General features: G+C 75.2%; 20 protein-coding genes. 6 read left to right on the top strand and 14 right to left on the bottom strand.

Annotated elements, in window-relative coordinates; all coding sequences use genetic code 11:
• Positions 1 to 7: 7 nt before the first annotated feature.
• The 5 genes from EDF18_RS03320 to EDF18_RS03340 all read right to left on the bottom strand — a co-directional run bounded on the left by EDF18_RS03320 (position 8) and on the right by EDF18_RS03340 (position 4,340).
• Positions 8 to 1,456, bottom strand: a complete 1,449-nt coding sequence (locus EDF18_RS03320; protein ID WP_123546367.1) for an amidase — start codon at positions 1,454 to 1,456, stop codon at positions 8 to 10.
• Positions 1,457 to 1,488: 32 nt separating this feature from the next.
• A complete protein-coding gene (locus EDF18_RS03325; protein WP_123546368.1) occupies positions 1,489 to 2,100 on the bottom strand; it encodes a GNAT family N-acetyltransferase in 612 nt (203 codons plus the stop codon).
• Between the two features lie 175 nt (positions 2,101 to 2,275).
• Entirely contained in the window at positions 2,276 to 2,962 is a 687-nt protein-coding gene (locus EDF18_RS03330) for a uracil-DNA glycosylase (protein WP_123546369.1), read from the bottom strand.
• A complete protein-coding gene (locus EDF18_RS03335; RefSeq protein WP_233568964.1) occupies positions 2,959 to 3,702 on the bottom strand; it encodes a Type 1 glutamine amidotransferase-like domain-containing protein in 744 nt (247 codons plus the stop codon). The genes EDF18_RS03330 and EDF18_RS03335 overlap by 4 nt, the downstream gene beginning before the upstream one ends.
• A complete protein-coding gene (locus EDF18_RS03340; RefSeq protein WP_123546370.1) occupies positions 3,699 to 4,340 on the bottom strand; it encodes a phosphoribosyltransferase in 642 nt (213 codons plus the stop codon). Before EDF18_RS03340 ends, EDF18_RS03335 begins: the two co-directional genes overlap by 4 nt.
• Positions 4,341 to 4,535: 195 nt before the next feature.
• Between EDF18_RS03340 and EDF18_RS03345 the strand changes: the two genes are divergently transcribed.
• On the top strand, positions 4,536 to 4,835 hold the full coding sequence (locus EDF18_RS03345) for a hypothetical protein (protein ID WP_123546371.1): 300 nt from the start codon (positions 4,536 to 4,538) through the stop codon (positions 4,833 to 4,835).
• A 68-nt stretch (positions 4,836 to 4,903) separates the two neighbouring features.
• On the opposite strand, the gene EDF18_RS03350 is transcribed toward EDF18_RS03345, so the two are convergent.
• The 8 genes from EDF18_RS03350 to EDF18_RS03385 are packed head-to-tail and all read right to left on the bottom strand — an operon-like array spanning position 4,904 to position 14,861.
• Positions 4,904 to 5,668: a YqjF family protein gene (locus EDF18_RS03350; protein WP_123546372.1), complete on the bottom strand. Its 765-nt coding sequence runs from the start codon at positions 5,666 to 5,668 to the stop codon at positions 4,904 to 4,906.
• A gap of 13 nt (positions 5,669 to 5,681) precedes the next feature.
• Positions 5,682 to 6,593, bottom strand: coding sequence for a family 16 glycosylhydrolase (locus EDF18_RS03355; RefSeq protein ID WP_123546373.1), 912 nt, complete (start codon positions 6,591 to 6,593; stop codon positions 5,682 to 5,684).
• Entirely contained in the window at positions 6,590 to 7,984 is a 1,395-nt protein-coding gene (locus EDF18_RS03360) for a hypothetical protein (RefSeq protein ID WP_123546374.1), read from the bottom strand. Before EDF18_RS03360 ends, EDF18_RS03355 begins: the two co-directional genes overlap by 4 nt.
• The gene (locus EDF18_RS03365; protein ID WP_123546375.1) at positions 7,981 to 9,861 is read right to left on the bottom strand and encodes a hypothetical protein; all 1,881 of its coding nucleotides are present in this window, start codon (positions 9,859 to 9,861) and stop codon (positions 7,981 to 7,983) included. The genes EDF18_RS03360 and EDF18_RS03365 overlap by 4 nt, the downstream gene beginning before the upstream one ends.
• Positions 9,858 to 11,678: a glycosyltransferase family 2 protein gene (locus EDF18_RS03370; RefSeq protein WP_123546376.1), complete on the bottom strand. Its 1,821-nt coding sequence runs from the start codon at positions 11,676 to 11,678 to the stop codon at positions 9,858 to 9,860. The genes EDF18_RS03365 and EDF18_RS03370 overlap by 4 nt, the downstream gene beginning before the upstream one ends.
• On the bottom strand, positions 11,675 to 13,012 hold the full coding sequence (locus EDF18_RS03375) for a hypothetical protein (RefSeq protein WP_123546377.1): 1,338 nt from the start codon (positions 13,010 to 13,012) through the stop codon (positions 11,675 to 11,677). Before EDF18_RS03375 ends, EDF18_RS03370 begins: the two co-directional genes overlap by 4 nt.
• On the bottom strand, positions 13,009 to 13,986 hold the full coding sequence (locus tag EDF18_RS03380; protein ID WP_123546378.1) for a glycosyltransferase family 2 protein: 978 nt from the start codon (positions 13,984 to 13,986) through the stop codon (positions 13,009 to 13,011). The genes EDF18_RS03375 and EDF18_RS03380 overlap by 4 nt, the downstream gene beginning before the upstream one ends.
• On the bottom strand, positions 13,983 to 14,861 hold the full coding sequence (locus EDF18_RS03385; protein ID WP_233568965.1) for a glycosyltransferase family 2 protein: 879 nt from the start codon (positions 14,859 to 14,861) through the stop codon (positions 13,983 to 13,985). The genes EDF18_RS03380 and EDF18_RS03385 overlap by 4 nt, the downstream gene beginning before the upstream one ends.
• 918 nt (positions 14,862 to 15,779) lie before the next feature.
• On the opposite strand from EDF18_RS03385, the gene EDF18_RS03390 reads away from it, so the two are divergent.
• The gene (locus EDF18_RS03390) at positions 15,780 to 16,430 is read left to right on the top strand and encodes a hypothetical protein (RefSeq protein WP_123546379.1); all 651 of its coding nucleotides are present in this window, start codon (positions 15,780 to 15,782) and stop codon (positions 16,428 to 16,430) included.
• Here EDF18_RS03390 and EDF18_RS03395 read toward each other — a convergent pair.
• The gene (locus tag EDF18_RS03395; RefSeq protein WP_123546380.1) at positions 16,417 to 17,193 is read right to left on the bottom strand and encodes an SDR family oxidoreductase; all 777 of its coding nucleotides are present in this window, start codon (positions 17,191 to 17,193) and stop codon (positions 16,417 to 16,419) included. The two genes, EDF18_RS03390 and EDF18_RS03395, sit on opposite strands and share 14 nt — an antisense overlap.
• A gap of 191 nt (positions 17,194 to 17,384) precedes the next feature.
• Here EDF18_RS03395 and EDF18_RS03400 point away from each other — a divergent pair, with 191 nt between their 5' ends.
• From EDF18_RS03400 to EDF18_RS03415, 4 genes are all read left to right on the top strand, one after another.
• Positions 17,385 to 18,716: a bifunctional o-acetylhomoserine/o-acetylserine sulfhydrylase gene (locus EDF18_RS03400; RefSeq protein ID WP_123547265.1), complete on the top strand. Its 1,332-nt coding sequence runs from the start codon at positions 17,385 to 17,387 to the stop codon at positions 18,714 to 18,716.
• 72 nt (positions 18,717 to 18,788) lie between these two features.
• Entirely contained in the window at positions 18,789 to 19,997 is a 1,209-nt protein-coding gene (locus tag EDF18_RS03405) for a homoserine O-acetyltransferase (RefSeq protein ID WP_123546381.1), read from the top strand.
• A 213-nt stretch (positions 19,998 to 20,210) separates the two neighbouring features.
• Positions 20,211 to 21,368, top strand: coding sequence for a sensor histidine kinase (locus EDF18_RS03410; RefSeq protein WP_123546382.1), 1,158 nt, complete (start codon positions 20,211 to 20,213; stop codon positions 21,366 to 21,368).
• The gene (locus tag EDF18_RS03415; RefSeq protein ID WP_123546383.1) at positions 21,365 to 22,624 is read left to right on the top strand and encodes a hypothetical protein; all 1,260 of its coding nucleotides are present in this window, start codon (positions 21,365 to 21,367) and stop codon (positions 22,622 to 22,624) included. Before EDF18_RS03410 ends, EDF18_RS03415 begins: the two co-directional genes overlap by 4 nt.
• Positions 22,625 to 22,669: the final 45 nt, after the last annotated feature.

Consider the following 22,669-nt stretch of genomic DNA (forward strand, 5'->3'; position numbering starts at 1 on the left):
GCGCGCCTCACCAGCAGTCGGGGTGCCGCCGCTGCCAGCGCAGCCGGCGCTCGAGCTGCGCGCCGATCGCGAGCAGCACGTCCTCGCGGCCCGGTCGGCCGATCAGCTGGACCCCCGCGGGCAGCCCGTCGACCTCGGCCACCGGCAGCGTGATCGCCGGCAGGCCCGCCACGTTCACGAACGAGGTGAACGGCGACACGAGGCACTGCTGCTCGAAGGCCCGCTCGGGGTCGTCGGCGTCGTGCCAGCCGAGAGCCGGCGGCAACAGGGCGAGCGACGGCGTCAGCACGGCGTCGAAGCGGTCGAAGGCCGCGACGACGCTCTGCTCGAAGGCGCTGAGGCCGGCGAGGGCGGCGCCCAGCTCGCGGGCGCCGAGCTCGCGGCCACGGCGGACGAGCCACGCCGTCATCGGCTCGAGCAGCGCGAAGTCGGCGTCGGTCTCGGCCGGGATGCCCGCCGCTCCGGCCTGCCAGATCGTGCGGAACAGGGCCGGGTAGTTCGGGGACCCCGGGTCCGAGCCGGGCAGCGTCGCGTCCTCCACGCCGTGACCCAGCACATCGAGCTGGTCGGCGGTGTCGCGCAGCACCCCGAGGAGGCGCGGGTCGACCCGGACGTCGTACGCGTCGTCCCACGGGCTGGCCGTCAGCACCCCGAGCTGGAACCGCCCCTCGCCGCGGACGGCGGTGCCGAGCCACGCCCCGTCGGGCGAGCCGGGCGCCCGCAGGGCGAAGTGGTCGCGCGGTGCCCGTCCGTCGGGCGAGACCATGGCGTCGAGCAGCATCGCGGCGTCGGCGACGGTGCGGGCGATCGGGCCGCCGACGGCGAGGCCGCCGAGGCTCGTGATGCCCGACTGGGCCGGCACCCGGCCGCGCGAGGGCTTGAGGCCGACGAGCCCGGTCACGGCGGCGGGGATGCGGATCGAGCCGCCGCCGTCCGAGCCGGGGGCGAACGGCAGCAGGCCGGCGGCGACCGCGGCCGCCGCTCCCCCGCTCGAGCCGCCGGCGCCGAGGTCGCGACGCCAGGGGTTGCGCGTGACGGGACCGACCACCGGCTCGGTGTAGCCCGTGAGGCCGAACTCGGGCGTCGCCGTCTTGCCGAGGCTGACCGCGCCGGCCTCGCCCAGCACCGCGGAGATCTCCGAGTCCTGCTCGGCGACGCGCCCGCGGGAGAGCCGCGAGCCGAGACCGGTCGGCAGGCCCGCACGGTCGGTGAGGTCCTTGTCGGCCAGGGGCAGGCCCCACAGTGGGGCGGTGCTGCGGCCGGCGCGCCCGAGGGCGTCGGCCCGGCCGCGCGCGGCGTCAGCCCCGACCGCGACGAACGCGCCGACGCCGTCGGCGCCTGAGTCGAGCCGGTCGATCCGCGCCAGGTAGTGGTCGGTCAGCTCGCGGGGCGTGACCTCGCCGCGGCGGAGCCAGTCCCACTGCTCCTGGGCGCTCAGGTGGTGGAGTTCGAACACGCCCCCGAGCCTAGGCGCAGGGCACGCGGCCCTCAGGCGCGCGGAGCGGAGTCACGACGACGCCGCTTCTTCAGCGACTTCTGCATCGTGACCGTGCCGAGCCAGCGGCCGAACTTGAACCCGACCCGGCCCATCCGGCCCACCTCGACGAAGCCGAGCCGCGCGTGCAGGGCGATCGACGCGTCGGCCTTGGCGTCGGCGATGACCGCGATCATCTCGCGGATGCCGGCCTCCCTGCAGGCCTCGACCAGCGCCTCCAGCAGGGCCCGGCCGAGGCCACGTCCGGTCGCCGCCGCCCGGAGGAAGATCGACGTCTCGACCGTGTACCGGTAGGCGGCCTTGCCGCCCCACGGCGTCGCGTGGGCGTAGCCGAGCACCTCGCCGGCCGGGCTGACCGCCACGAGGAACGGCATGCCGAGCTTCTGCCCGACGGCCGCCTTGCGGCGCCACTCGGCCAGGGTCGTCGCCTTCTCGTCGAAGGTCACGCTCGAGTTCGCGACGTAGTGGGAGTGGATCTCGCGGACGTACGGCAGGTCGGCGGGCTCGAGCGGCCTGATCTCGAACGAGAACTCGGGCTCGGGGGCCGGCGCAGGGCGGAGCCGACGGGGCAGCTGCCGCCTCTGCTGGTATTCCTCCTCGAGCACGTCCCCACTCTGGCACGCCGCGACCCCCTCATTCAGGAAGATCGGTCCTGGATCGCGCGTCGGGGGGAAGGCGAGTCCTGACCTGTGCACGATGCAGGAGGCGCCGCCCGCGATCTCCTGAACCGCGAAGGAGGCGCGGGTCCGGCACCGAGGAGGCGCGGGCAGACCAGCGAGCTCAGGGCAGATCGGGCAGGCGCCAGTCGACGGGCGTGCCGCCCTGCTGCACGAGCAGCTCGTCGACGCGGCTGAACGGCCGCGACCCGAAGAACCCGCGCGACGCCGACAGCGGGCTCGGGTGCGCCGACTGCACCGTCGGGACGTCGCCGAGCAGCGGCACCAGCGACGCCGCGTCGCGCCCCCAGAGCAGGCCCACGAGCGGTCCGCCGCGGGCCGCGAGCACCTCGACGGCCCGCTGGGTGACGGGCTCCCAGCCCTTGCCGCGGTGCGAGCCGGCCTCGCCGGGACGCACCGTCAGCACGCGGTTGAGCAGCATGACCCCGTTGCGCTGCCACGAGGTGAGGTCGCCGTGCGCGACGGGCGGGTGGCCGAGGTCGTCCTGCAGCTCGCGGTAGATGTTCGCGAGGCTGCGCGGCACGGGCCGGACGTCGGGGGCCGTGGCGAACGAGAGACCTATCGGGTGGCCGGGCGTCGGGTAGGGATCCTGGCCGACGACGAGCACCTTCACCTCGTCGAGCGGCGTCGTGAAGACACGGAGCACGGCCTCGCCCGCGGGCAGGTAGCCGCGACCGGCGCGCACCTCGGCGCGGAGGTACTCGCCCATGTCGGCGACGAGCGGCGCGACGGGCGCGAGCGCCTCAGCCCAGCTCGGGTGCACCAGGTCGGCGAGCGGGCGCGCGATCACTCCGCGCCCAGCGAGCCGACGGACACGCCGACGACGTCGCCCTGCTCGTCGACCTGCGGCTCCACTCGCCAGACGCTGCCGCGGCCGAGCACGGTCAACGCGCCCTCCCCGACGACGAGGGCGGTGTGCTCGTCGATCGCGACGCCTCCTCGGACCATGCCCGCCTCGGTCGCGGCGACCAGGCGCGTGAGCGTGCCCCACTGGGCGGCGTGCACGTCGACGGCGAGGTCGACGAGGCCGAGGCCCTCGCCGAGCTCGACCTCGTCGAGGTCCTCCGCGGCGTCCTGGGGGCAGACGGGGACGTCGCCGATCAGCCAGCCGCCGAGCAGGGCCCGGTCGGCCGCGATCGCGGCACCGGCCGAGAACCCGACGTACGGCAGGCCGTCGCTGACGAGGAGGCGCACCTGGTCGACCAGCGGAGCCACCGCCTCGAGGTAGGCCGGCGTCAGCCCGCCGCCGACGACGAGGCCGTCGACGTCGCTGAGCACCCGGGTGTCGAAGACGTCGCCTGCCTCGACCACGGTCGTGACGGCCTCGCAGCGGCCGCCGGACGCGATGAGGGCGGGGAACCCGGCGCGCCACTCCTCCGAGGGCGAGTCGTCGGCGACGACGATCAGCACGCCCACGCGCGGGACGTCGCGCCCGACCGCGCGGCCGCGGACCGCCGCCTCGGCGACGAAGAGGTCGTAGAGCCCGGGCTCGTCGGGCGCCCAGCCGCCGCCCACCAGGTGGATGCTCACGAGACGTCGCCCTGTCCGGCGTCGCGGGTGACGGGAGGCAGGGCGCTCCAGGGGAAGGTGATCCACTGGGAGGTGCGCTTCCAGGTGAAGTCAGGCTCGAGGATCGTCTGGGGCTTGCTGTAGAGGCACACCGTGCGCACCTCGGAGGCGACCTCCGCGAGCAGGTCGCGGACGAGGGCGAGCGTGCGGCCCGAGTCGGAGACGTCGTCGACGACGAGCACGCGCTTGCCCGCCAGCGCCGGGGCGTCGAGCGTCGGGGGCAGCAGCACGGGCTCGGGCAGGCGCTCGTCGACGCCCGTGTAGAACTCGACGTTGATCGAGCCGCACATCTTCGTGTCGAGTGCGTACGAGATCGCGCCGGCGAGCACGAGGCCTCCACGGGCCACGGCGACGATCACGTCGGGCGTGAAGTCGGCCGCCACGACGTCGCGGGCGAGGTGCCGTGCGGCCTCGCCGAACTCGAGCCAGCCGAGGACCTCGCGCTCTGCCGACGGTGCGGGACCGGGAGCAGAGGAGGCGGCGGCTGCGGCAGGGGCAGCGGCGTCAGGATCTCCCGCCACGTCGTCCTCCACCACGACGGGGGCCGTTGTGGCCGACGAGGGGTCGAGGTCGGACGGGGCGTCGGGTGAGGAGACCATCCCGCAACCGTACCGGGCCGTGGCGCAGTCGGCGACGCCCGTCGCGGGACGAGACGTCCCTGCCGGTCGGCCCCTGGACCTCGTCGGCAGGCGGGCGAGGAGCGGGCCGACTCAGGGCCCTGAGGTGGCGGGCGGACGAGCCGCTCCGCTCCGTGCGGAGTCGTCCCAGGAACGGCGAGCTCTAGGATCAGCGTCATGAGCGACCCTTCTTCTCCGCTGCCCACGTCCGACCTCACCTCGGCAGCACTCACGGACGAGCAAGGGTCCCTCGCCGACACCGCTCGTGACGAAGTCCAGGCGTTCCTCGCCAGCCCTGCCGAGGGCATCCACGACGCGGCCGCGGCCGCCGTCTTCGCCCTGGAGCACGCCGTCGATGCCCACGTCCCCGTCGCAGACCTCTCGGCGGCTCTCGACGCGAGCCCCGAAGCCGTCCAGGCGATCATCGACCACGACATCGATCTCGAGGCGCTGCACCCCGACAACAACGCCGGCTGACCACGACGCGTCGCCCGCGGCCAGCCACCGTCGGCGCAGGTGCACCACGGGCCGGCGTCCAGGCCCCGTCAGCGGTCGGGCTGCTCCCACCGGCCGCCGGGCGGCGCGAACACCGTGTCGACGCCGTCCGACCAGAGCAGCGAGTCGGGTGCGCGGTCGGTGACCCCGGGCAGACCCGAGTCGGCGACGAGCTCGTCGTCGAGGTCGACCAGCTCGGCGCGGCGCAGCGTCCACGACGCGTGCTCGTTCGGCCAGTAGCGGGTGCGTCCGCCGCGGGCCACGTGCATGCCCCACCGGCCGGTGAGGAAGTCCGCGAGGGGGTCGCCGGCCACCTCGTCGGCGAGCGGGCGGACGGCGAGGCGGCTGGACGGCCGCGCTCCGGGGCCGTGGCGGCGGGAGGCGTACTCGACGACGCCTCCTCGTTCTCGTCTCGACATCGACGCCCAGCGGTAGGGCAGGCCGAGACCGGCCTGCGCGCCGAGCACCGGCAGCAGCTTCTGCGCCTCGAGGGTGCGGAACACGACGCCGCGGCGGCCGAGGTCGTCGACCGAGTACAGCCGCACGTTCGTCTCGAGGAACGAGCCCGCCCACGGGACTGCGGGCAACGGCCCGAACGCGCTGCCCGAGAGGCGGAACGGGATGAGCCCGACCCACGTAGACCCGTCGTGCACGTCGGGCCGGGTGCCGGGCGGCAGCAGGGGCGCGACCCGCTCGGGCTCCACCCGCCAGTGCGCGAACGCCAGGCCGCCCCAGTGCTGACGCACGAAGGGGCGACGGAGCAGAGGAGGCGCGGCGGCCGACACCGGGGAGGCGTCCAGCGGGGAGGCGGTCATGACGCCACGCTAGCTACCCCTCCGTCGCGCGCACCCAGTCCACGACCATGCGGCTCTCAGCGGGCGTCGTCTCGTCGGGCGAACCCGGCCAGCGGCCGCCGACGGCGAGGGAGAACAGCACATGGAACGGCTGCGTGAACACCCACCGCAGCCCGTCCGGCGCGGACGCGCGGTCGACGCGCTGCACCTCTTCGTCGTCGATCGTCCAGGTGACGGCGTCGACGGTGCGCGTCACCGCGAAGACGTGGAAGTCGTCGGACAGGGGGACGTCGTGGACCGCGTCTCCCCCTGCCTGCGCGTCGGTGGTCGGCGCCGTGAGCGTGCCGCCGTGCAGCAGGTGCGTCGAGGTGCCGGTCGAGAACGGGGTCTCGACGACGTCGACCTCGCCGGCGGCCGGCCAGCCGACGGTGTCGACCGAGTCGCCGAGCAGCCAGAAGGCAGGCAGCAGGCCGGTGCCGTCGGGCAGCCGGACGCGTGCCGCGACCGTGCCGGCCCCGAACGACCGCTTCGTCTGCGTCGTGATCCGACCGGAGGTGGCCGAGCCGTCGGCGCCGACGGTCGCGGTGATCACGAGGTGCCCGTCGCCGTCCAGCACGGCCGCGTCGGCCGTGTACGTCTGCAGCTCGTCGTTGCCCCAGCCGCCCGCACCGGTCTGCGCCGTCCACGACGCCGCGTCCGGCGGCGTGCCCGCGGGGCCGTCGAAGTCCTCGGTCCAGGTCGCGTCGCCGAGCGGGGCCTCGATGCCGGTCGCGGCGCGCACCACCGGCACGACGACGGAGGCGCCCACCAGGACGAGGGCGAGCACGCCCGAGCCGGCGGCGACGACGCCCGCGACCACGGCAGGGCGCGCCGCGAGGCGGCCGGCGCGCCGGGCGACTCGGCGGCCGACCGGGCCGTCGTCCCCGCGGCCAGCGTGGCGACTCACGACGCCTGGTCCGCCGTGCCGACTCCCAGGGCGTCGAGCAGCGCGACCGGCTCGGTCAGCACCCGCCGCGCGGCCCGCTCGACGACCTCCGGCGACGGGGCGCCCGCCCCGAGCGCGACGGTCACCTGCACCACCCCGTCGACGATGAGGAGCTGCACGCTGACCGCGCCGGGGCCGACCGGGTCGACGGCGTACGCCGCCTCGGCGGGGCGGCCGTCGCGGACCCACGGCAGGCGCTGGATCGAGCGGACGACACCGACCGAGCTGAGCGAGACGCGCGCGGGGACGCTGCCGGGACGGGCCGCGGAGGGACCTGGTCCGCCGGACGCCGTCGGCGGGGCGGATCGGCGCGGCCTCAGCGTCTCGCGTGCGGCACCGATCGCGAGGGCGGCGAGCGGCCGTCCCGACGACACGGTCGCCCGCAGGGCCCGCTCCACGGCGAGGGCGTCCAGGCCGCCGCCGATCGGCAGGGCGGTGACGAAGTTGCCGGGCACCTGGTCGTCTCCGTCGAGCCACTGCCGCACGTCGTAGACGACGTCGCTCAGCGGGTCGAGGTCGACCCCCTCGTCGAGCAGGGCACGGCGGAGCATCACGAGCACCGCGGCGGCGAACGACGGGGCCGGGTCGACCTCGCGGAGGCGGCGGCGGAGCGCCCGGTACGCCTCGACGGTGCCCTCCGCACGGACGACCACCACGCGGTGCGGGGCCGGGCCGCCCGCGGACGGAGACGGAGCGGAGCGGGCCGCGTCGACGTGGGCGTCGTGCCGCGCCTCGGCCCGGGACGCGGGCGTCAGAGCGCCTCCGCGGCTGGTGCCCCGGCTGGCGACGAGACCGAGCACACGACGCGGGTGGCGCACGAAGGTCGCGACGAGGGCCGACACGAGCGGACGTCGCGCCCCGACCGCGGTGATCCACTCGGGCATGGCCGAGCCCGCGGCGAGGTCGATGAGCGCGCCGGGCAGGGCCGCGGTGAAGCGGGCGTCGACCACGGCGTGGTCGTAGACGGCGAGGAGGTGCTGGCCGGAGAGCACGAACTGCACCGGCAGCGAGCGGTCGACCCGGTCGGCGAGCGCCGAGAGCGCCGCGGACGCGTCGAGCCGGCCGAGCTCGCCGGTCTCGTCGACGACGACCATGCGCTGGACGGCCGCGTCGAGCCGGGTCGCGTCCCAGGTCCAGTGGCCGGGCCGGCCGGGGAGCAGCCCGACGCGCGCGTCCGGCCCGACGGAGGCGACGCGTCGGAGCGCCGCCACGAGCGCGTCGCGGGTCGGCAGCTCGAGCGGGCCGAGCCGGCTGAGCACGTGCCAGGAGGCGGCGAGGCGGTCGAGGGGCGGCATCCTGAGCTGGCGGGGAGCCTCCGGGACGTCGTGGGGGCGGGGCTGCGTGACGGTCACGATCGGTCCTGTCGGTCGGGGGCGGCGGGGGTGGTGCCCTCGAGCACCCAGAGCTGCACGCCACCGTCGTCGATGACGTTCGTCCAGCGGGCGTCGGCGTCGAGCTGGTCGGCGAACCGGTCGAGGGCGCCCGCGGGGTAGAGGCCGTACAGGTCGCCGTAGTCGCGCATCTGCTGGGTCAGGAGGAGGTAGGTGGGCTCTCCCTCGAACACGAGGTCGCTCGTGAGGTCGCGCTCGACGGTGGGGTCGTCGAACGACTCGCCGAGCCAGCCGTCCCAGGTCGTCATGCTCGCGTCGTAGAGCGGGTCGGCCGCGGCCTGGGCGACGTAGTCGCCGACCATGCGGCCGGGGCCCACGGGTACGGGGCTGAGGAGGCGGGACGGGACGGACATGGTCCGCAGCAGCTCGCTGCCGACCTCGACGGCGCGCGGCTGCACGACGTTGGCGAACCAGCCGCCGTAGTAGGCCTGGGCGCTGCCGAGGGCGGCGGCGACCACCAGCACGGCGGCGACGAGCGGGACCACGGCGCAGGGAGCGCCGGGCGCACGCGGGACGAGGAGGCGCGTCACCAGCGGCGCGACGAGCACGACGCAGCCGGGCAGCGAGTAGAGGTACACCCGGAAGAGGGCCTCTCCCCCGTAGCTCTGGCCGGCGAGCAGGCCAAAGGGCGCGAAGGCGAGCACCGCCGCGACGAGCACGTGCTGGCGTCGCGCCACGGCTCGCGGGTCGAGCCGACGGTCGACGACGCGGGACGCTCCTCGGCGGAGGCGCCCGGCCAGCAGCCCGTGGCCCGCGACGCCCCCGGCGAGCGCCCACAGCGCGACCGCGGTGCCGCGTGCAGCGAGGGAGGTGACGGTCTGGCCGGTGCTGCCCGCCCCGGTCTGCGGCGTCCGGGCGTTGGCCAGCGGGTCGGCCCCGGAGAACAGCGCCGACGAGCCGAGGTCGGCCGTGTGCAGCAGCAGCCAGCCCCCGGCGGCGAGCCCGAACGCGAGGCCGAGCCAGCGCGGGCGGACGACGCCGAGCGCGCCGAGGGCGAGCGCGGCGAGGACGAGCCAGTACGGCGTGAGCTGGTGGGTCACGACGACGGCTGCGAAGGGCACGACGGCGAGCAGCCCGAGCGCCGGGCGACGACGGCTGTGCACGAGCAGGACGAGCACGCCGAGCGCGAGGACCCAGCCGACGGCCTGCGGCGACAGGTAGTCCTGCCCCACCCAGCCCAGCGCCTGGGCGAGGAACGCGGCCACGAATGCCTGGCGGTGGGTCTGCCCGAGGCCCCGGGCGAGCGAGAACACGGCGAGGACGGCGAAGGCCTGGACGAGGACGGCGAACCACTGGGCCAGAGCGATCGGCGTGGTCCCCGTGACCGTGCAGAACCAGGCGACGGCACTGAAGGCCCCCGGCCAGCCGCCGTAGATGTCGACCCCGGTGGCGACCGACCCGTGCTGCTGGAGGTAGTCGATCACCCCCAGGTGCTTGTACGTCCAGCCGTAGATCGGCTCGGCGGTGCCGAGCGCGGTGGGCAGCCTCAGGCAGGCGAGCGACACGGCGAGCGCCAGCACCCGGTCGGAGGCACGTCGGCCCCGCAGGGCGAGGACCGCAGCCACGGCCGACAGGGCGATCGACGCCGGGACCCCGGGCACCGTGCTGACCAGGAGACCGAGGGTGGTGTGCCGTGAGTCGGGGATCGCGGGGAGGGACCCGAGGCAGAGGGCCGCGGCGACGGCCATCAGGAGGCGGGCGGGCGTGAGGTGCGCACGGACCGGCGCGGAGGTGCGGGCGACGCGAGCGGCGCGGGCGACGCGCCCCGGGACGGTGCGCCGCGCCTCCTCGTCCCGTCGGGCGCCCGGCGCTGCGGGACGATCGAGCAGGTCGGTCACGAGGCGGTCCCGCCGACGACCCGCGCGACCCGCCGACCGCTGCCGGCCCTCAGCCGCGCGAGGCGGAGGGCGCCCGCGACGACGAGCGCGACCCCTAGGCCGGCGAGCACGAGCCGTGGCGACCACAGCCCGGCCGTCGCGGCCGCCGTCGTGAGCAGGACGATCAGGGAGAGCCCCGTGACGGGCACGACGACGGCCGCGGCCGAGCGACGAAGGCGCAGCCACGAGGCGAGGACCGCTCCCGGGCCGATCAGCACGGCTGCCGCGACGAGGGGCAGCTGGAGCCAGGACGGCAGCAGCCCGGGCGCGGCGACGAGGGCGGCCGCCCCGGAGAGCACGGCGGCACGAGCGGCGAGACGGCGCACGTCGGCCTCGGAGCGGACCGTTGCCGTTGCCGTGGCCGTGGCCGGAGCAGAGCTCGCGGCCGTGGTGCGGGGGCCGCGCGCCTCGGCAGCCGGACCGCCGTCGTGGTCGTCGGCCGCCGCCTCATCGGCCTCGCGGCGTGCGACCGCCCGCAGCTCGCGGCGGTACAGGCCGGGTCCGCGCAGCACGCTGGCGAGCTCGAGCCAGCCGATCCGCGACACCTCGCGGGCGAGCTCGGCGGCCGCGACCGCCTCGGCGCGGGCCCGGGCGACGGCCTCGGGCGTGGCTGTCTCGCCGGCGGACACCGCCATGTCGGGCTGGGCGAGGCCGCCTCCGCCCTTGGAGAGCAGGCGCACCAGCGCCCGCGGGGCCCGGGTCGCCGCCTTCCGCCGCATGGGGCCGTCGGCGGCGACCTTCGTCAGCCAGGCCCCGAGACCGGTGCCGTAGCCGACCGACTGCTTGCGCAGGGCGGCCACGTCCGACCGGTGACGGTGCCAGACGAGCGCGGACGGCTCCACGACGAGCGCGTGCCCGGCGAAGAGGGTGCGGGCGAAGACGTCGAGGTCCTCTCCCCCGTTCGTCGGCGTGCCGACGCCGAGGGCGCGGTCGAAGCCGCCGAGCTCGCGGGCAGCGGCCCGGGTGAGCGCGAAGTTCGCGCCGGTGCCGAACTCGCCGACCGAGAAGGGGAACATCGGCAGGTCGCGCGGCTGCTCGGCGAGGCGGTAGACGGCCGTGCGGACGTTGCCGGCCCACGAGACCCGGTCGTCGAAGTAACGCTGCACGGGCGTCCGCAGCTCGCCGCTCGGCACGAGGCCGGAGACGAGGGCGACGTCGGGGGCGAGGGCGAACCCGGCCTCGAGACGCCGCAGCCACCACCGGTCGACGACCACGTCGTCGTCGGTGAAGGCGACCAGGTCGCCGGTGACGTGGCGGAGGGCCGCGTTCCGGGCGTTCGAGATGCCGGGTCGCGGCTCGGAGACGAGTGTGACCCTGGCGTCGTCGAACTCGGTCTCGACGAGGCGGCGCGTGTCGTCGGTGCGCGACGCGTTGTCGACCACCACGACGTCGAAGGACGGGTGGTCGAGCGCGAGCACGCTCGTCAGGGCCGACCGGAGGTCGTCGGGGCGGTCCCGGGTGCAGATGACCACCGTGACACGCGACAGCCGCGTGGGCTCGGCGACGTCCTCGACCCGGGGAAGCGCGCGGAGCCCCTCCCGGAGCACCGCCACGTCGACCGTGCCGCCGACGACGGGCGCCTCGACGAAGCCGAGCACGGTGTGCCGACGGCGGAGGAGGAACCGCGCCGTGGCGTAGCCCTCGTGGTCGACGAGGCGGAAGCGGTCGAGGGGCGTGTACGCCACCTCCGCCGCGTCCAGCTCGCCGACCCAGACGGCGCCGCTCCAGGCGGGCCCGACGGGGCTGGACATCGGACGGGTGAGCAGGCCGTGGGTCACGAGGCCACCTCCAGGACACGGCGCGAACGCGCCAGGCCGACGACGCCGACGACCGCGAGGCCGAGGGTGACGCCGAGGACGAGGACGGCGACGCCGACGGCGCCCCCGGCACCGGCGGCCAGGACGGCCCCGGGGACGAGCACGGCGGTGGACGCCACGCTGCAGATGAGGACGGGGGTCGTCCGGCGTCGAGCACGCTGCTGCGAGCCCCATACCTCGTAGGCCGTGCGGACGACGGAGGCGCCGGCCAGCAGGGCGAGGACGAGCGACCCCTCGGGGGTCGCGTAGAACGGCCCGAGCAGCGAGAGCAGCAGGGGCGAGGCCACGACGAGGCAGGTGGCCGCGACCGCGACGACGCCGAGCACGACCAGCCAGGTGCGGAACGCGACGGCGCCGACGAGGCCCCGCTCGCTCGACGCGTGGGCGATGAGCGACGTGCCCACGCTGACGACGACGAGATCGAGCACGAGGCCGATCTGGAAGCAGAGGGCGAAGAGCGCCCCCTCCGAGGCCCCCGCGAAGGTCGTGACCACGAAGGGCAGGAGGAGCGCGCCCCCCATGTACAGGCCGTTGGCCGTGCCGTCGCGCAGGACGAAGGCACGGAACGACCGGCGCTCGGGCTCGCTGAGCGCGAGGGGCTCCCGGTCGCCGACCACGACGCCCAGGCGGCGCGGGACGAGCACGCCCCATGCGATCGCGACCGCGACGGTCGCGGGCAGCAGCGCCGCCACCACGATGGGCGAGCCGAGCGTGCCGAGGGCCACCACGACGACCGGCAGCACCGCGAGCTTCGCGACGTTGACCGGGCCGTTCATGACGAGCAGCCACTTGGCCGCGCCGAGGGCCGTGAGCACCGGGTCCTTGAGGACGAAGGCGGTCCAGACGACGACCGCCAGAGCCACGGCCACGACGGTCGCGACCGGCGAAGCGCCCGGGTCGACCAGGGCCGCGACCCCGAGCCCTGCACCGAGGCCGGCGAGCAGCGCCACGAGGGCCGCGATCGCCAGCCCCAGCCGCAGGGCCGAGGCCCCGTGCCGCCCGTCGCTCGAGATCGTGACGAGCAGCGCGTTGCCGACCCCACTCGACGCGATGGCCGCGGCCGCCGTCACGGCCGAGTAGACGGCCGTGTCGACGCCGAGGCGCTCGGGCGAGACGGTGCGGGCCGCGACGATCCAGAAGACGAAGCCGGCGCCGGAGGTGACGGCGTAGCCGCTGAGGATCCAGAGGGAGTCGCGCGTGACGCGACGTCCGACGGACGGCCGGGGAGGCGCCTCCTGGGCAAGACGAGGAGCGACGCCCGCCGGGGCCGCGCCGACGAGGGGCGCCGGGCTCACCGGCCGGCCCGCTCGAGGAGGTCGGCCGTCGCGGCGATCGAGCCCGCGCCTCCCAGGCGTGCGCCCGCGACCGTGCCGAGGGCCCAGCCGGCCACGGTGGCCGCCACGCAGGCGACGATCGCGGCCGCACGACGCAGCCCGCCGCGGCCCGCGAGGCCGAGCTCGCGCAGCACGGCGCCCGGCAGGGTACGCGAGAGGTAGTGCGACTCAGTCGACAGCGAGTCCTCCCGGCCGAGCTCCCGGGCGAGGGCGGCCTTCGACACGCCCTCGAAGAAGCCGCGGCGCAGGAGGTACGACCACGTCACGCGGTCGGGCGTCACCCGGTGCTGCACGAGCGCTGCGGGGCGGAGCACGATGCGCGCGTCGGGGTCGTCCTGGCGGAGGCGGATGCAGAGCTGCGTCTCCTCGCAGCCGAGCGGGATGCGCCCGACGCGACCGGTGTCGAGGTCGAAGCCGCCCGCCTGGACCAGGTCCCAGCGGCGGAACGCCATCGTGCAGCCGAGCACGTTGCGGACGTCGGCGTCCCCCTCGGGCAGGCCGGCGTAGCTGCAGCCCACCACCCAGAGCAGCTCGTCGCTGTAGAAACGACGGCCTCCCACGGGCCAGACCGGCTCGGCACGGCCGCCGACGCCCACGATGTCGAGGTCGACGAAGGGCTCGACCAGCAGGCGGACCCAGTCGGGCTCCGCGACGGCGTCGTCGTCGAGGAACGCGACGACGTCGCCCGAGGCCTCGAGGACGCCGGTGTTGCGGGCCCCGGAGAGGCCGCGCCGCTGGGCGTTCTCCACGATCACGACGTCGTCCCAGCGGGCCAGGGCGAGGGCGAGGAGCTCGGGCGCGTGGTCGATCACGAGGACGACCTCGTCCGCCTCGGGCTGTGCCCGCACGGACTCGATCGACGCCTGGAGGTCGTCCCAGCGGCGCGTCGTGTAGGCGCACACGACGACGCTGACGCGCTGCGTCCAGCCGTTCACGCGACGATCCTGGCGGAGGAGGGGGCGGTGGCGCCCACGGCGTCGACGACGGTCGCGGCCGCGGGGGTCAGGGCCGCGGCGGTGACGGGTGCGGGAGCGAGTGCCGGGAGGCGGACGGCACGCCCGCGCCCCCGCTCGGCGAGGATCGTGCGCAGGACGCGGAGCCCGTCGCTCACGGCGTCGAGGTTGCTCTCGCCGTGGATGCGGGGCAGCTCGACGCTCGGGACCTCGGCGACCCGCAGGCCGGCGGTGGCGACGCGGCAGTTGATGATCGTCTCGATCTCGAAGCCGTCACCCCAGAGCATGCGGCCGCCGGTCGGCGCGGGCGCACTGCTCGGCACGAGGTCGAGCACCGGCACGACATGGGCCCAGAAGGCGTTGTAGCCGTAGCAGAGGTCGGTGTACCGGGTGCCGAGCAGGACGTTCGTCACGGTGTTGAGGAACCAGTTGCCGAGGCGGCGGACTCCGGTGATGTCGTCGCTCCCGCCGCCGGGGACGAACCGGCTGCCCTTGGCGACGTCCGCGCCGGCGAGCAGGGCGTCGACGAAACGAGGGATCTCCGCGGCGTCGGCGGAGCCGTCCGCGTCGAACATCACGACGACGTCGCCCGTGGCGGCCTCGAAGCCCCGGGCGAGGGCCGCGCCCTTGCCCCGGCGGGTCTCGGTCAGCACGACGATGTCGGGCATGACCCGGCGGGCCGTCGCGACGGTGTCGTCGACCGAGTTGCCGTCGACGAGGATCACCTCGTGCACGGCCGGGAGGGTCGGGAGGACGGCCTCGAGGTTGCGGGCCTCGTTGCGGGCGGGGACGACGATCGAGATGCGGGGGACGGCGGGGAGGGAGGGGATTGCGGGGACGTGCGGCGTGGAGCGCAAGGGTCGGGTCCTCTGGGGTAGGCGGACGCGTCGGGGCGCGCCGGACCGCGGCGCGGGGAGGCGCCACGGACCGACGCGATCCGCGCGGCGACGAGGGATCACTCGGGACGGAGGCCGCGCCTCGGGTAGGCGGGCCCCCGGGCGGACGGCCGATTCGGGTCGGGTCGTCCGTCGTGCGGCGGGGCCGATTCGGGTCGGGCCCCGCCGGGGGTCGTGAGAACCATAGGTCTGGCGTCCATCACGGCGCCTGCCCCCTGATGGGGGGCACCCGGCCTCCGCCGCCCCCCGGTCACCCTCCGGGGGCGGTCCTCCGCGCCGTCCTCGCCGACCCGCGGTGTCCCCCCGTCCGGGTGGCGCGCCCCGGCGCCCCCGGCCGTCGTCCGACTACGATCTGCCGCAGGCGTCGTCGATCCCGACCGACGGGGCCAAGCAGGTGGCGATGAAGCCCTGCTCAGCCCAACTTGAACGACAGGTGTCGCACATGGCCGACGAGACCCCCCGATGCCAGCCGGTGTGCAGATGCGGCCACGACGAGGCGGCACACGAGCACTACCGGCGCGGCAGCGACTGCAGCCTCTGCGGCGCCGCCGCCTGCGGTCGATATCGGCCCGGACGCTGACGCTCGCGGCTCCCGGACCCCCGATCGAGGGTCGGCACTTCTGCCGACGGCGTGTCCCCCGGACGCTGAGGCGCCGCTCAGGCAGGGCGTGCCCCGGTCAGCCCCTCAGGGTGTGCTCGACAACCACCCGAAATGGGGACGTGTCACCTCGTCGACCGGGCGCGTCGCCCCACGACCGGGAAGTGGCGCCGACGGCCGGACGCGGGGACCGAGGTCGGCCGAGGTCGGCCGAGGTCGGCCGAGGTCGACCCGACGTCGTTAGCCTGGTGGCGTCCCGATCCAGCCCCAGGAGGTCACCCGTGCCCCACGGCCCCGGCCAGCGCCGCCGCGCCGAGCGGACCGCCCTCGAGCGCTCCGTCGACGAGGGCCTCCTGATCGTTCGCTCGGCCCTCGTGGTCTCGGCGACCAACCACGTCATCCGGCGAGCGCTGCAGGAGGCGCTGCCCTTCGACGAGGCCGTCGCCACCCAGGTCGTCCGCGACGACATGGCCCGCCTGGCCGAGCAGCAGCTCGCCGGGGCTGCCCGCGTGCGGCGCCTGCGCCGCCAGACCGGCCGCGCCTACGGCCAGTCGCGGCACCAGTTCGACTACCGCACCGACGACGCCGGGGCACTGAAGCTCCGCGAGGCGACCGCCAAGGCGCTCGCCGCCGAGCTGACGAGGAGGCGCGACGACGCCGCGTTCGTCAGCGGCGTCGTCGAGGCGGCCAGGTCGCGCGCCTGGGACGACGTCGGCAGCACCGTGGTCGACCGGCTCGGCTGGGCGGCGTCGCCCGCGCCGGGCTACGACGACGGGCGGGACGAGCGCATCCGCGGACTCGTCGAGGGCGACCTGGCCGACCTGCTGCGCACGGCCGGTCGCGAGGACGACGCCGGCAGCGGCACCGGCGCCGAGACCGGGCCCGAGACCGGCACCGGCACCGGCACCGGCACCGACCTCAGTCGCGGCTGACCCGCAACGGACCCTTCGCGATCTTGTACGGTGCGGCCTGGGCGACCGGCTTGATCGTCACGAGGTCGAGGTTCACGTGTGCCGGCAGCTCGACCGAGTGCACGATCGACTCCGCGACGTCCTCGGCGACGAGCGGCGCCTCCACCGCCGAGTAGACGGCGTCGGCCCGCGCCTGGTCGCCGCCGAAACGGACCAGCGAGAACTCCTCCGTGTGCACCATGCCCGGCGCGATCTCCACCACCCGGATCGGCTCCCCCGTGAGCTCGAGGCGGAGCACCGCGACGAGTGCGTGCTCGGCGAACTTCGACGCGTTGTACCCGCCGCCGCCCTCGTACGCGACGTGGCCCGCGATGGAGGTGACCGTCACGACGTCCGCGCCGCCCGCCTCCTCGGCCCCTCGCCGCAGCGCCGGCAGCAGCGCCGACACGGCGCGCTTCGTGCCGAGCACGTTGACCTCGAACATGCGCCGCCAGTCGTCGACCGAGCCGTGCTCGACCGAGTCGAGGCCGAAGGCGCCGCCGGCGTTGTTGACCAGCACGTGCAGCGGGCCGGTCTCGTCGACGTGCGCGCGCAGGGCCGCGACGTCGTCGTCGCTCGTGACGTCGGCCCGGAACCAGGTCGCCCCCGTCTCGTCGGCGAGCGCCCGGAGGCGGTCCTCGCGTCGGGCGACCGCGAGCACGTCCCAGCCCCGTGCCCGGAACAGCCGGACCGTCGCCGCGCCGATGCCCGAGCTCGCTCCCGTGACCAGTGCCCGCTTCGCCATGTGCCGTCCTCGTCGTTCGTTCGTGCTCGTCCGTGGTGACCGCCGCGTCCCGCCTGCGGCCGTCGCCCACGCTAGCGCGGCGGACCGACGTCGCCCGTTACGCCGCGAGTCCGAGCCCGTGGACACCCGCCCCGCGCCTCCGTACCGTGGCCCGCAGCCGCACCACCCCCGACCCGGACGAGGAGCACACCATGAGCGCAGAGACGCCCGACTGGAAGTTCGAGACCCAGCAGATCCACGCCGGGGCACGACCCGACCCGACGACCCACGCCAGGGCGACGCCGATCTACAAGACGACCTCGTACGTGTTCCGCGACTCGCAGCACGCGCAGGACCTCTTCGCCCTCGCCGAGAACGGCAACATCTACTCGCGCATCATGAACCCGACCCACGACGTGGTCGAGCAGCGCATCGCCGCGCTCGAGGGCGGCGTCGGCGCGCTGCTCGTCGCGTCCGGCCAGGCCGCGTCGACCTTCGCCGTGCTCAACCTCGCCGAGGCAGGCGACCACATCGTCTCGTCGTCGTCGATCTACGGCGGCACGTACAACCTGTTCCGCTACACGCTCGCCAAGCTCGGCATCGAGACCACCTTCGTCGAGGACCAGGACGACGCCGACGAGTGGCGCCGCGCCGTCCGCCCGAACACGAAGCTCTTCTTCGCCGAGACGATCGGCAACCCGAAGATCAACGTGCTCGACATCGAGAAGGTCGCCGACGTCGCCCACGCCGAGGGCGTGCCCCTGATCGTCGACAACACGATCGCGACCCCCTACCTGATCCGCCCGATCGAGCACGGGGCCGACATCGTCGTGCACTCGGCCACGAAGTTCCTCGGCGGGCACGGCACCGTGATCGGCGGCTTCATCGTCGACGGCGGGCGGTTCCCGTGGAGCGCCAACGCCGAGCGGTTCCCCGGGCTCACCCAGCCCGACCCGTCGTACCACGGCGCCGTCTACACGCAGGCGGTGGGCGACGCCCTCGCCTACGTGATCAAGGCCCGTGTCCAGCTGCTCCGCGACCTGGGCGCCTCGAACAGCGCCGACAGCGCCTTCTCGCTGATCCAGGGCATCGAGACGCTGAGCCTCCGCATCGAGCGCCACGTGCAGAACGCCCAGGAGATCGCCGAGTGGCTCGACGCCCGGGACGACGTCGCCGCGGTCTGGTACGCCGGGCTGCCGACCAGCCCCTGGTACGCCGCCGCCAACAAGTACGCGCCGCGCGGCGTCGGCGCCGTGCTGTCGTTCGAGCTCAAGGGCGGCGTGGACGCCGGCCGGGCCCTCGTCGACGGGCTGCGCCTCTTCAGCCACCTCGCGAACATCGGCGACGTGCGGAGCCTCGTCATCCACCCCGCCTCGACGACGCACTCGCAGCTGACCCCAGAGCAGCAGCTCACGACGGGCGTGACCCCCGGGCTCGTCCGGCTCTCGGTCGGCCTCGAGAACGTCGATGACCTGAAGGCCGACCTCGAGGCCGGCTTCGCAGCAGCCCGCGCCGTCACCCAGGAGGCGCTGCGCACCTCCTGAGGTCGCACCGGGGAGGCGCGGCGGACGTAACAAACGGCCCACGCCTCCTCGGGTCGAGCAGGATGGCAGCACATGGACTGGCAGAGCACCCCCGAGGACACCGTCCCGTCGAGCGTCGTGAGCGAGCGCACCCGGCTCGCGATGCTGGCTCGCCCGCCCGTGACGGGGGCCTGGCGTGACGGCGACGACCCGGGCTACCGGTCGTTCGTCGCACTCGACCGGCTCGACCTCGAGAGCGGCACGGCGCTCGACCGCGTCCGCATCGCCTACGAGACCTGGGGCGAGCTCTCCCCCGCCCGCGACAACGCCGTGCTCCTGCTGCACGCGCTCACCGGGGACAGCCACGTCCTGGGGCAGGCCGGCCCCGGCCACCGCACGGCCGGCTGGTGGGGCGGCGTCGTGGGCCCCGGGCTCGCCGTCGACACCGACCGCTGGTTCGTCGTCGCGCCCAACATGCTCGGCGGCTGCCAGGGCAGCACCGGCCCCTCGTCGTTCGGCCCCGACGCCGTCGAGTGGGGCTCGCGGTTCCCGCACCTGACGATCCGCGACCAGGTCGCCGCCCAGGCGGCCTTCTCGGACGAGCTCGGCATCGAGCGGTGGGCCGCCGTCGTCGGCGGCTCGATGGGCGGCATGCACGCCCTCGAGTGGGGCGTGACGCACCCCGACCGGGTCGAGCGGCTCGCCGTGCTGGCGGCACCGCCCCTCGCGAGCGCCGACCAGATCGCCCTCAACACGGTGCAGACCGAGGCGATCCGGATGGACTCGGCCTTCGCGGGCGGCGACTTCTACGACGCCGTCGACGGCGAGGGGCCCTGGCGCGGCCTGGCCCTCGCACGCCGCATGGCCCTGCTGAACTACCGATCGCCGGAGGAGCTCGCGGCCCGGTTCGGGCGCGCCTGGCAGAGCGACATCTCTCCCCTGGGCGGCCCCGGCCGGTTCCAGGTCGAGAGCTGGCTCGACTTCCACGGCGCGAAGTTCACGCGCCGCTTCGACGCCGGCAGCTACGTCGCCCTGCTGGGGGCGATGAACTCCCACGACGTCGGCCGAGACCGAGGCGGCGTCGAGGAGGCGCTCGCACGGGTCACGGCGCGCACGCTCGTGCTCGGGGTCGACAGCGACCGGCTCTTCCCCGCCCGCGACCAGCAGGCGATCGCCCGGCACCTGCCGAACAGCCTCGACGACGGCGAGGCCGTCGTGATCACCAGCGAGTACGGGCACGACGGCTTCCTCATCGAGGACGACGCGGTCGGCCACCACCTCCGGCGCCTGCTGGCCAGCTGACCCGGCTCCCCGCCCCGGCGAGGCGTCCCCTGGCCGGTCCCCCGAACGGCCGACACGTCCCCCGTTCCGCGTCTGCCCGCGACACGAGTGATCCACGTGTCCTCGGCGCGTCGCGCACGCCCGTGCGCCTCACAGGGCCTGCACATGTGGAAACATGAGGGGTCGCTGTCACCCGACAGACACGCATCACGTCGTCGTACCCGTTGGATCACCATGGACATATTCGCCCAGGAACGCGATCGGCTCCTGAGCTCCACCACGCGCACCCTGGGCATCGCCTGCGCCGGGGTGTCGCTCGTGGCCCTGGCGTTCCCGGGAGTGACCGAGCCGGCTCACCTCGCCCTCGTGGCCGTGCTCGTGGCCGCTCTCGTCGCGGCCCTGGTCGTCGTCGGCCGGTCGGGCTCGCGCTGGGCCGTGCTCGGCGGCATGGCCGCCGGCCTCGCCGCCACGGTCGTGGCCCTGCTCCCGTTCGGGGCGCCGGCCGACGCTGCCGTCGCGACGGCGGTCATCCCCCTCGCAGGAGGCGCCAACGCGTCGTTCGCCTTCGTCCTGTCCACGAGCCGCATCCGCGTCGTCACCGCCGTCGTCGCGTTCGCCGTCTCCGTCGCGTGCGTCTCGCTCGCCACGGGCTCCGTCCTCACCTTCCCCGTCGCGGCCGTCGTGCTCGGCTGGGTCCTCGTCTTCGTGGTCGGCGTCTGGCTCGGCCGTGCCGTCCCCCTCGCCGCCCGTCGCATCTACAGCATCGGCAACGCGCACCGTGCCGAGCGCCAGGCGAGCGAGACGGAGGCGCAGCGCCGGCAGGGCGCTCGCCTCCTGCACGACACCGTCCTCGCGACCCTGACCCTGCTCGCCCACTCGGGCGTGGGCGTCACCCCCGAGGCGCTGCAGGCACAGGCGGCGGAGGACGCGCGGCTGCTGCGTCACCTCCGCCTCGGCGGGACGCCCCAGCCGCAGGCGTCGGGCGAGTACACCCTCGAGACCGTCGAGGAGTCGCCCCTCGGGCAGACCCTCGAGTCGGTCAAGCAGCGCTTCGGGCGCATGGGCCTCGAGGTGAGCTGGCACGGCACCGGCCAGGTGCTGCTGCCGACGCACGTGCTCGACGCGTTCCTGCTCGCCCTCGCCGAGTGCCTCGAGAACGTGCGGCGCCACGCCGGAGTCACCGAGGCGCACGTGACGATCATCCACGACGACTCCATGGTCCGCGCGATGGTGACCGACGCCGGAGTCGGCTTCGAGCTGAACGGCGTGAGCGAGGAGCGCCTCGGCTTCAAGGAGTCCGTCGTCGGCCGCCTGCGCGAGGTGGGCGGCAGCGCCCGGCTCTTCTCGTCGCCGGGCTCCGGCACCACCGTCGTCCTGGAGGCGCCCCGATGAGCATCGACGAGAACACCCTCGGGGTGCAGCGCGGCCGCCGGGCCGCCCGCGGCCTGCCGATCGGCTCGACGGGGGCGCGGTCCCTGCGCCAGGCCCGTGCCGCCGGCGCGACCCTCGGCACCGGCTACCTGGGACTCGGTGCCGCCGTGGTCGCCGCGGTGCAGGCCGTGTACGGCCTGGTCTTCTTCCTCAGCCACCTGAGCGACTACCCCATGGTCGCGCCGGCGCTCGTGGCCTGGCTGCTCTACATCGCCGCCTTCGTCGGCACGGCGGCCCTCGTCACGATCCGGGGCGAGCGCCTCACCGGCGGGGTCTTCGCCGTCATCGGCGGCATCATGGTCGTCGTCGTCGCCCTCGACTTCGTCGCGATCTGGCCGCTGCACGACGTGGGCGCCTACGCGACGGCCAGCGTCGCGGTCGGGTTCGGCCTGCTGCCCGTCGTGACGCTGAGACCGGCCCGCGAGATCGTCGTCGCCGTCGCCGTCCTCCTCGTCGGCTTCGTCGCCATGGTCGTGGCGTCGACCCCCCTCACCGCCGACTCCGTGCCCCAGCAGATCTCGATCGTCGCGCTCGCCGTGCTGCCGGGCGCCGTCGCCGTCTCGGTGGTGCAGCGGTTCCGACGGATGGTGCAGGTCGAGCTCGACCGCGTGCTGGTCCAGAGCAACGTCTCGCAGCCCCGCTTCGCGGTGGGGATGCTCGCGAGCGACGAGCTCGCCCGCCTCGACCTCGCCGCCGAGAAGCTGCTCGACGGCGTCGCCGGCGGCGACGTGCCGCTCCCCCTCGCGCCCAAGGTGGCCTCGCAGGCCGCGTCGCTCGCGACCGAGCTGCGGCTGCACCTCATCGAGGGCCGCCGCGAGACCTGGCTGCACCACGCCGTCACCGAGTCCGAGTACCTCGGGCGCTCGGTGACGCTCGTCGACCCGTCGTCGCTCGCCGGGCTGCTCGCGCCGCCGCAGCGCGACGGACTCCTGCAGGCCGTGTGGCTCCTCCTCGGCGACTCGAAGACGAGGGCGCCGAGCGCGGCGATCACACTGACCCTCGGCCCCGTGGCCGCCGTCACCCAGTCCATCGCCTCGCTGGCCGGCCGCAGCGTCGAGGTCCCGATCGTCGTCTCGACGACCGGCATCCGGCGCAACCGGGTCACCCCCGCGACGTGGAGCGCCCTCGAGCGCGTGGGCGAGTACTCGGCCTCGACCCACGAGTCGAGCCTCCGCCTGCGCATCCACTGCATCGTCGACAACCCCGCCGAGTCGTGACCGCCCACGACAGGGCTGTCTGCACCTCGACCCGTCCGTCTAGCA

Origin of the sequence: Frigoribacterium sp. PhB107, from assembly GCF_003751515.1 — a bacterium.
Taxonomy (GTDB): domain Bacteria; phylum Actinomycetota; class Actinomycetes; order Actinomycetales; family Microbacteriaceae; genus Frigoribacterium.

What these genes read in the sequence shown, in the direction of transcription:
- EDF18_RS03395 (WP_123546380.1), bottom strand. Translation starts at nt 17,193, where the DNA reads ATGGCGAAGCGGGCACTGGTCACGGGAGCGAGCTCGGGCATCGGCGCG.
- EDF18_RS03400 (WP_123547265.1), top strand. Translation starts at nt 17,385, where the DNA reads ATGAGCGCAGAGACGCCCGACTGGAAGTTCGAGACCCAGCAGATCCAC.
- EDF18_RS03405 (WP_123546381.1), top strand. Translation starts at nt 18,789, where the DNA reads ATGGACTGGCAGAGCACCCCCGAGGACACCGTCCCGTCGAGCGTCGTG.
- EDF18_RS03415 (WP_123546383.1), top strand. Translation starts at nt 21,365, where the DNA reads ATGAGCATCGACGAGAACACCCTCGGGGTGCAGCGCGGCCGCCGGGCC.
- EDF18_RS03350 (WP_123546372.1), bottom strand. Translation starts at nt 5,668, where the DNA reads ATGACCGCCTCCCCGCTGGACGCCTCCCCGGTGTCGGCCGCCGCGCCT.
- EDF18_RS03345 (WP_123546371.1), top strand. Translation starts at nt 4,536, where the DNA reads ATGAGCGACCCTTCTTCTCCGCTGCCCACGTCCGACCTCACCTCGGCA.
- EDF18_RS03410 (WP_123546382.1), top strand. Translation starts at nt 20,211, where the DNA reads ATGGACATATTCGCCCAGGAACGCGATCGGCTCCTGAGCTCCACCACG.
- EDF18_RS03340 (WP_123546370.1), bottom strand. Translation starts at nt 4,340, where the DNA reads ATGGTCTCCTCACCCGACGCCCCGTCCGACCTCGACCCCTCGTCGGCC.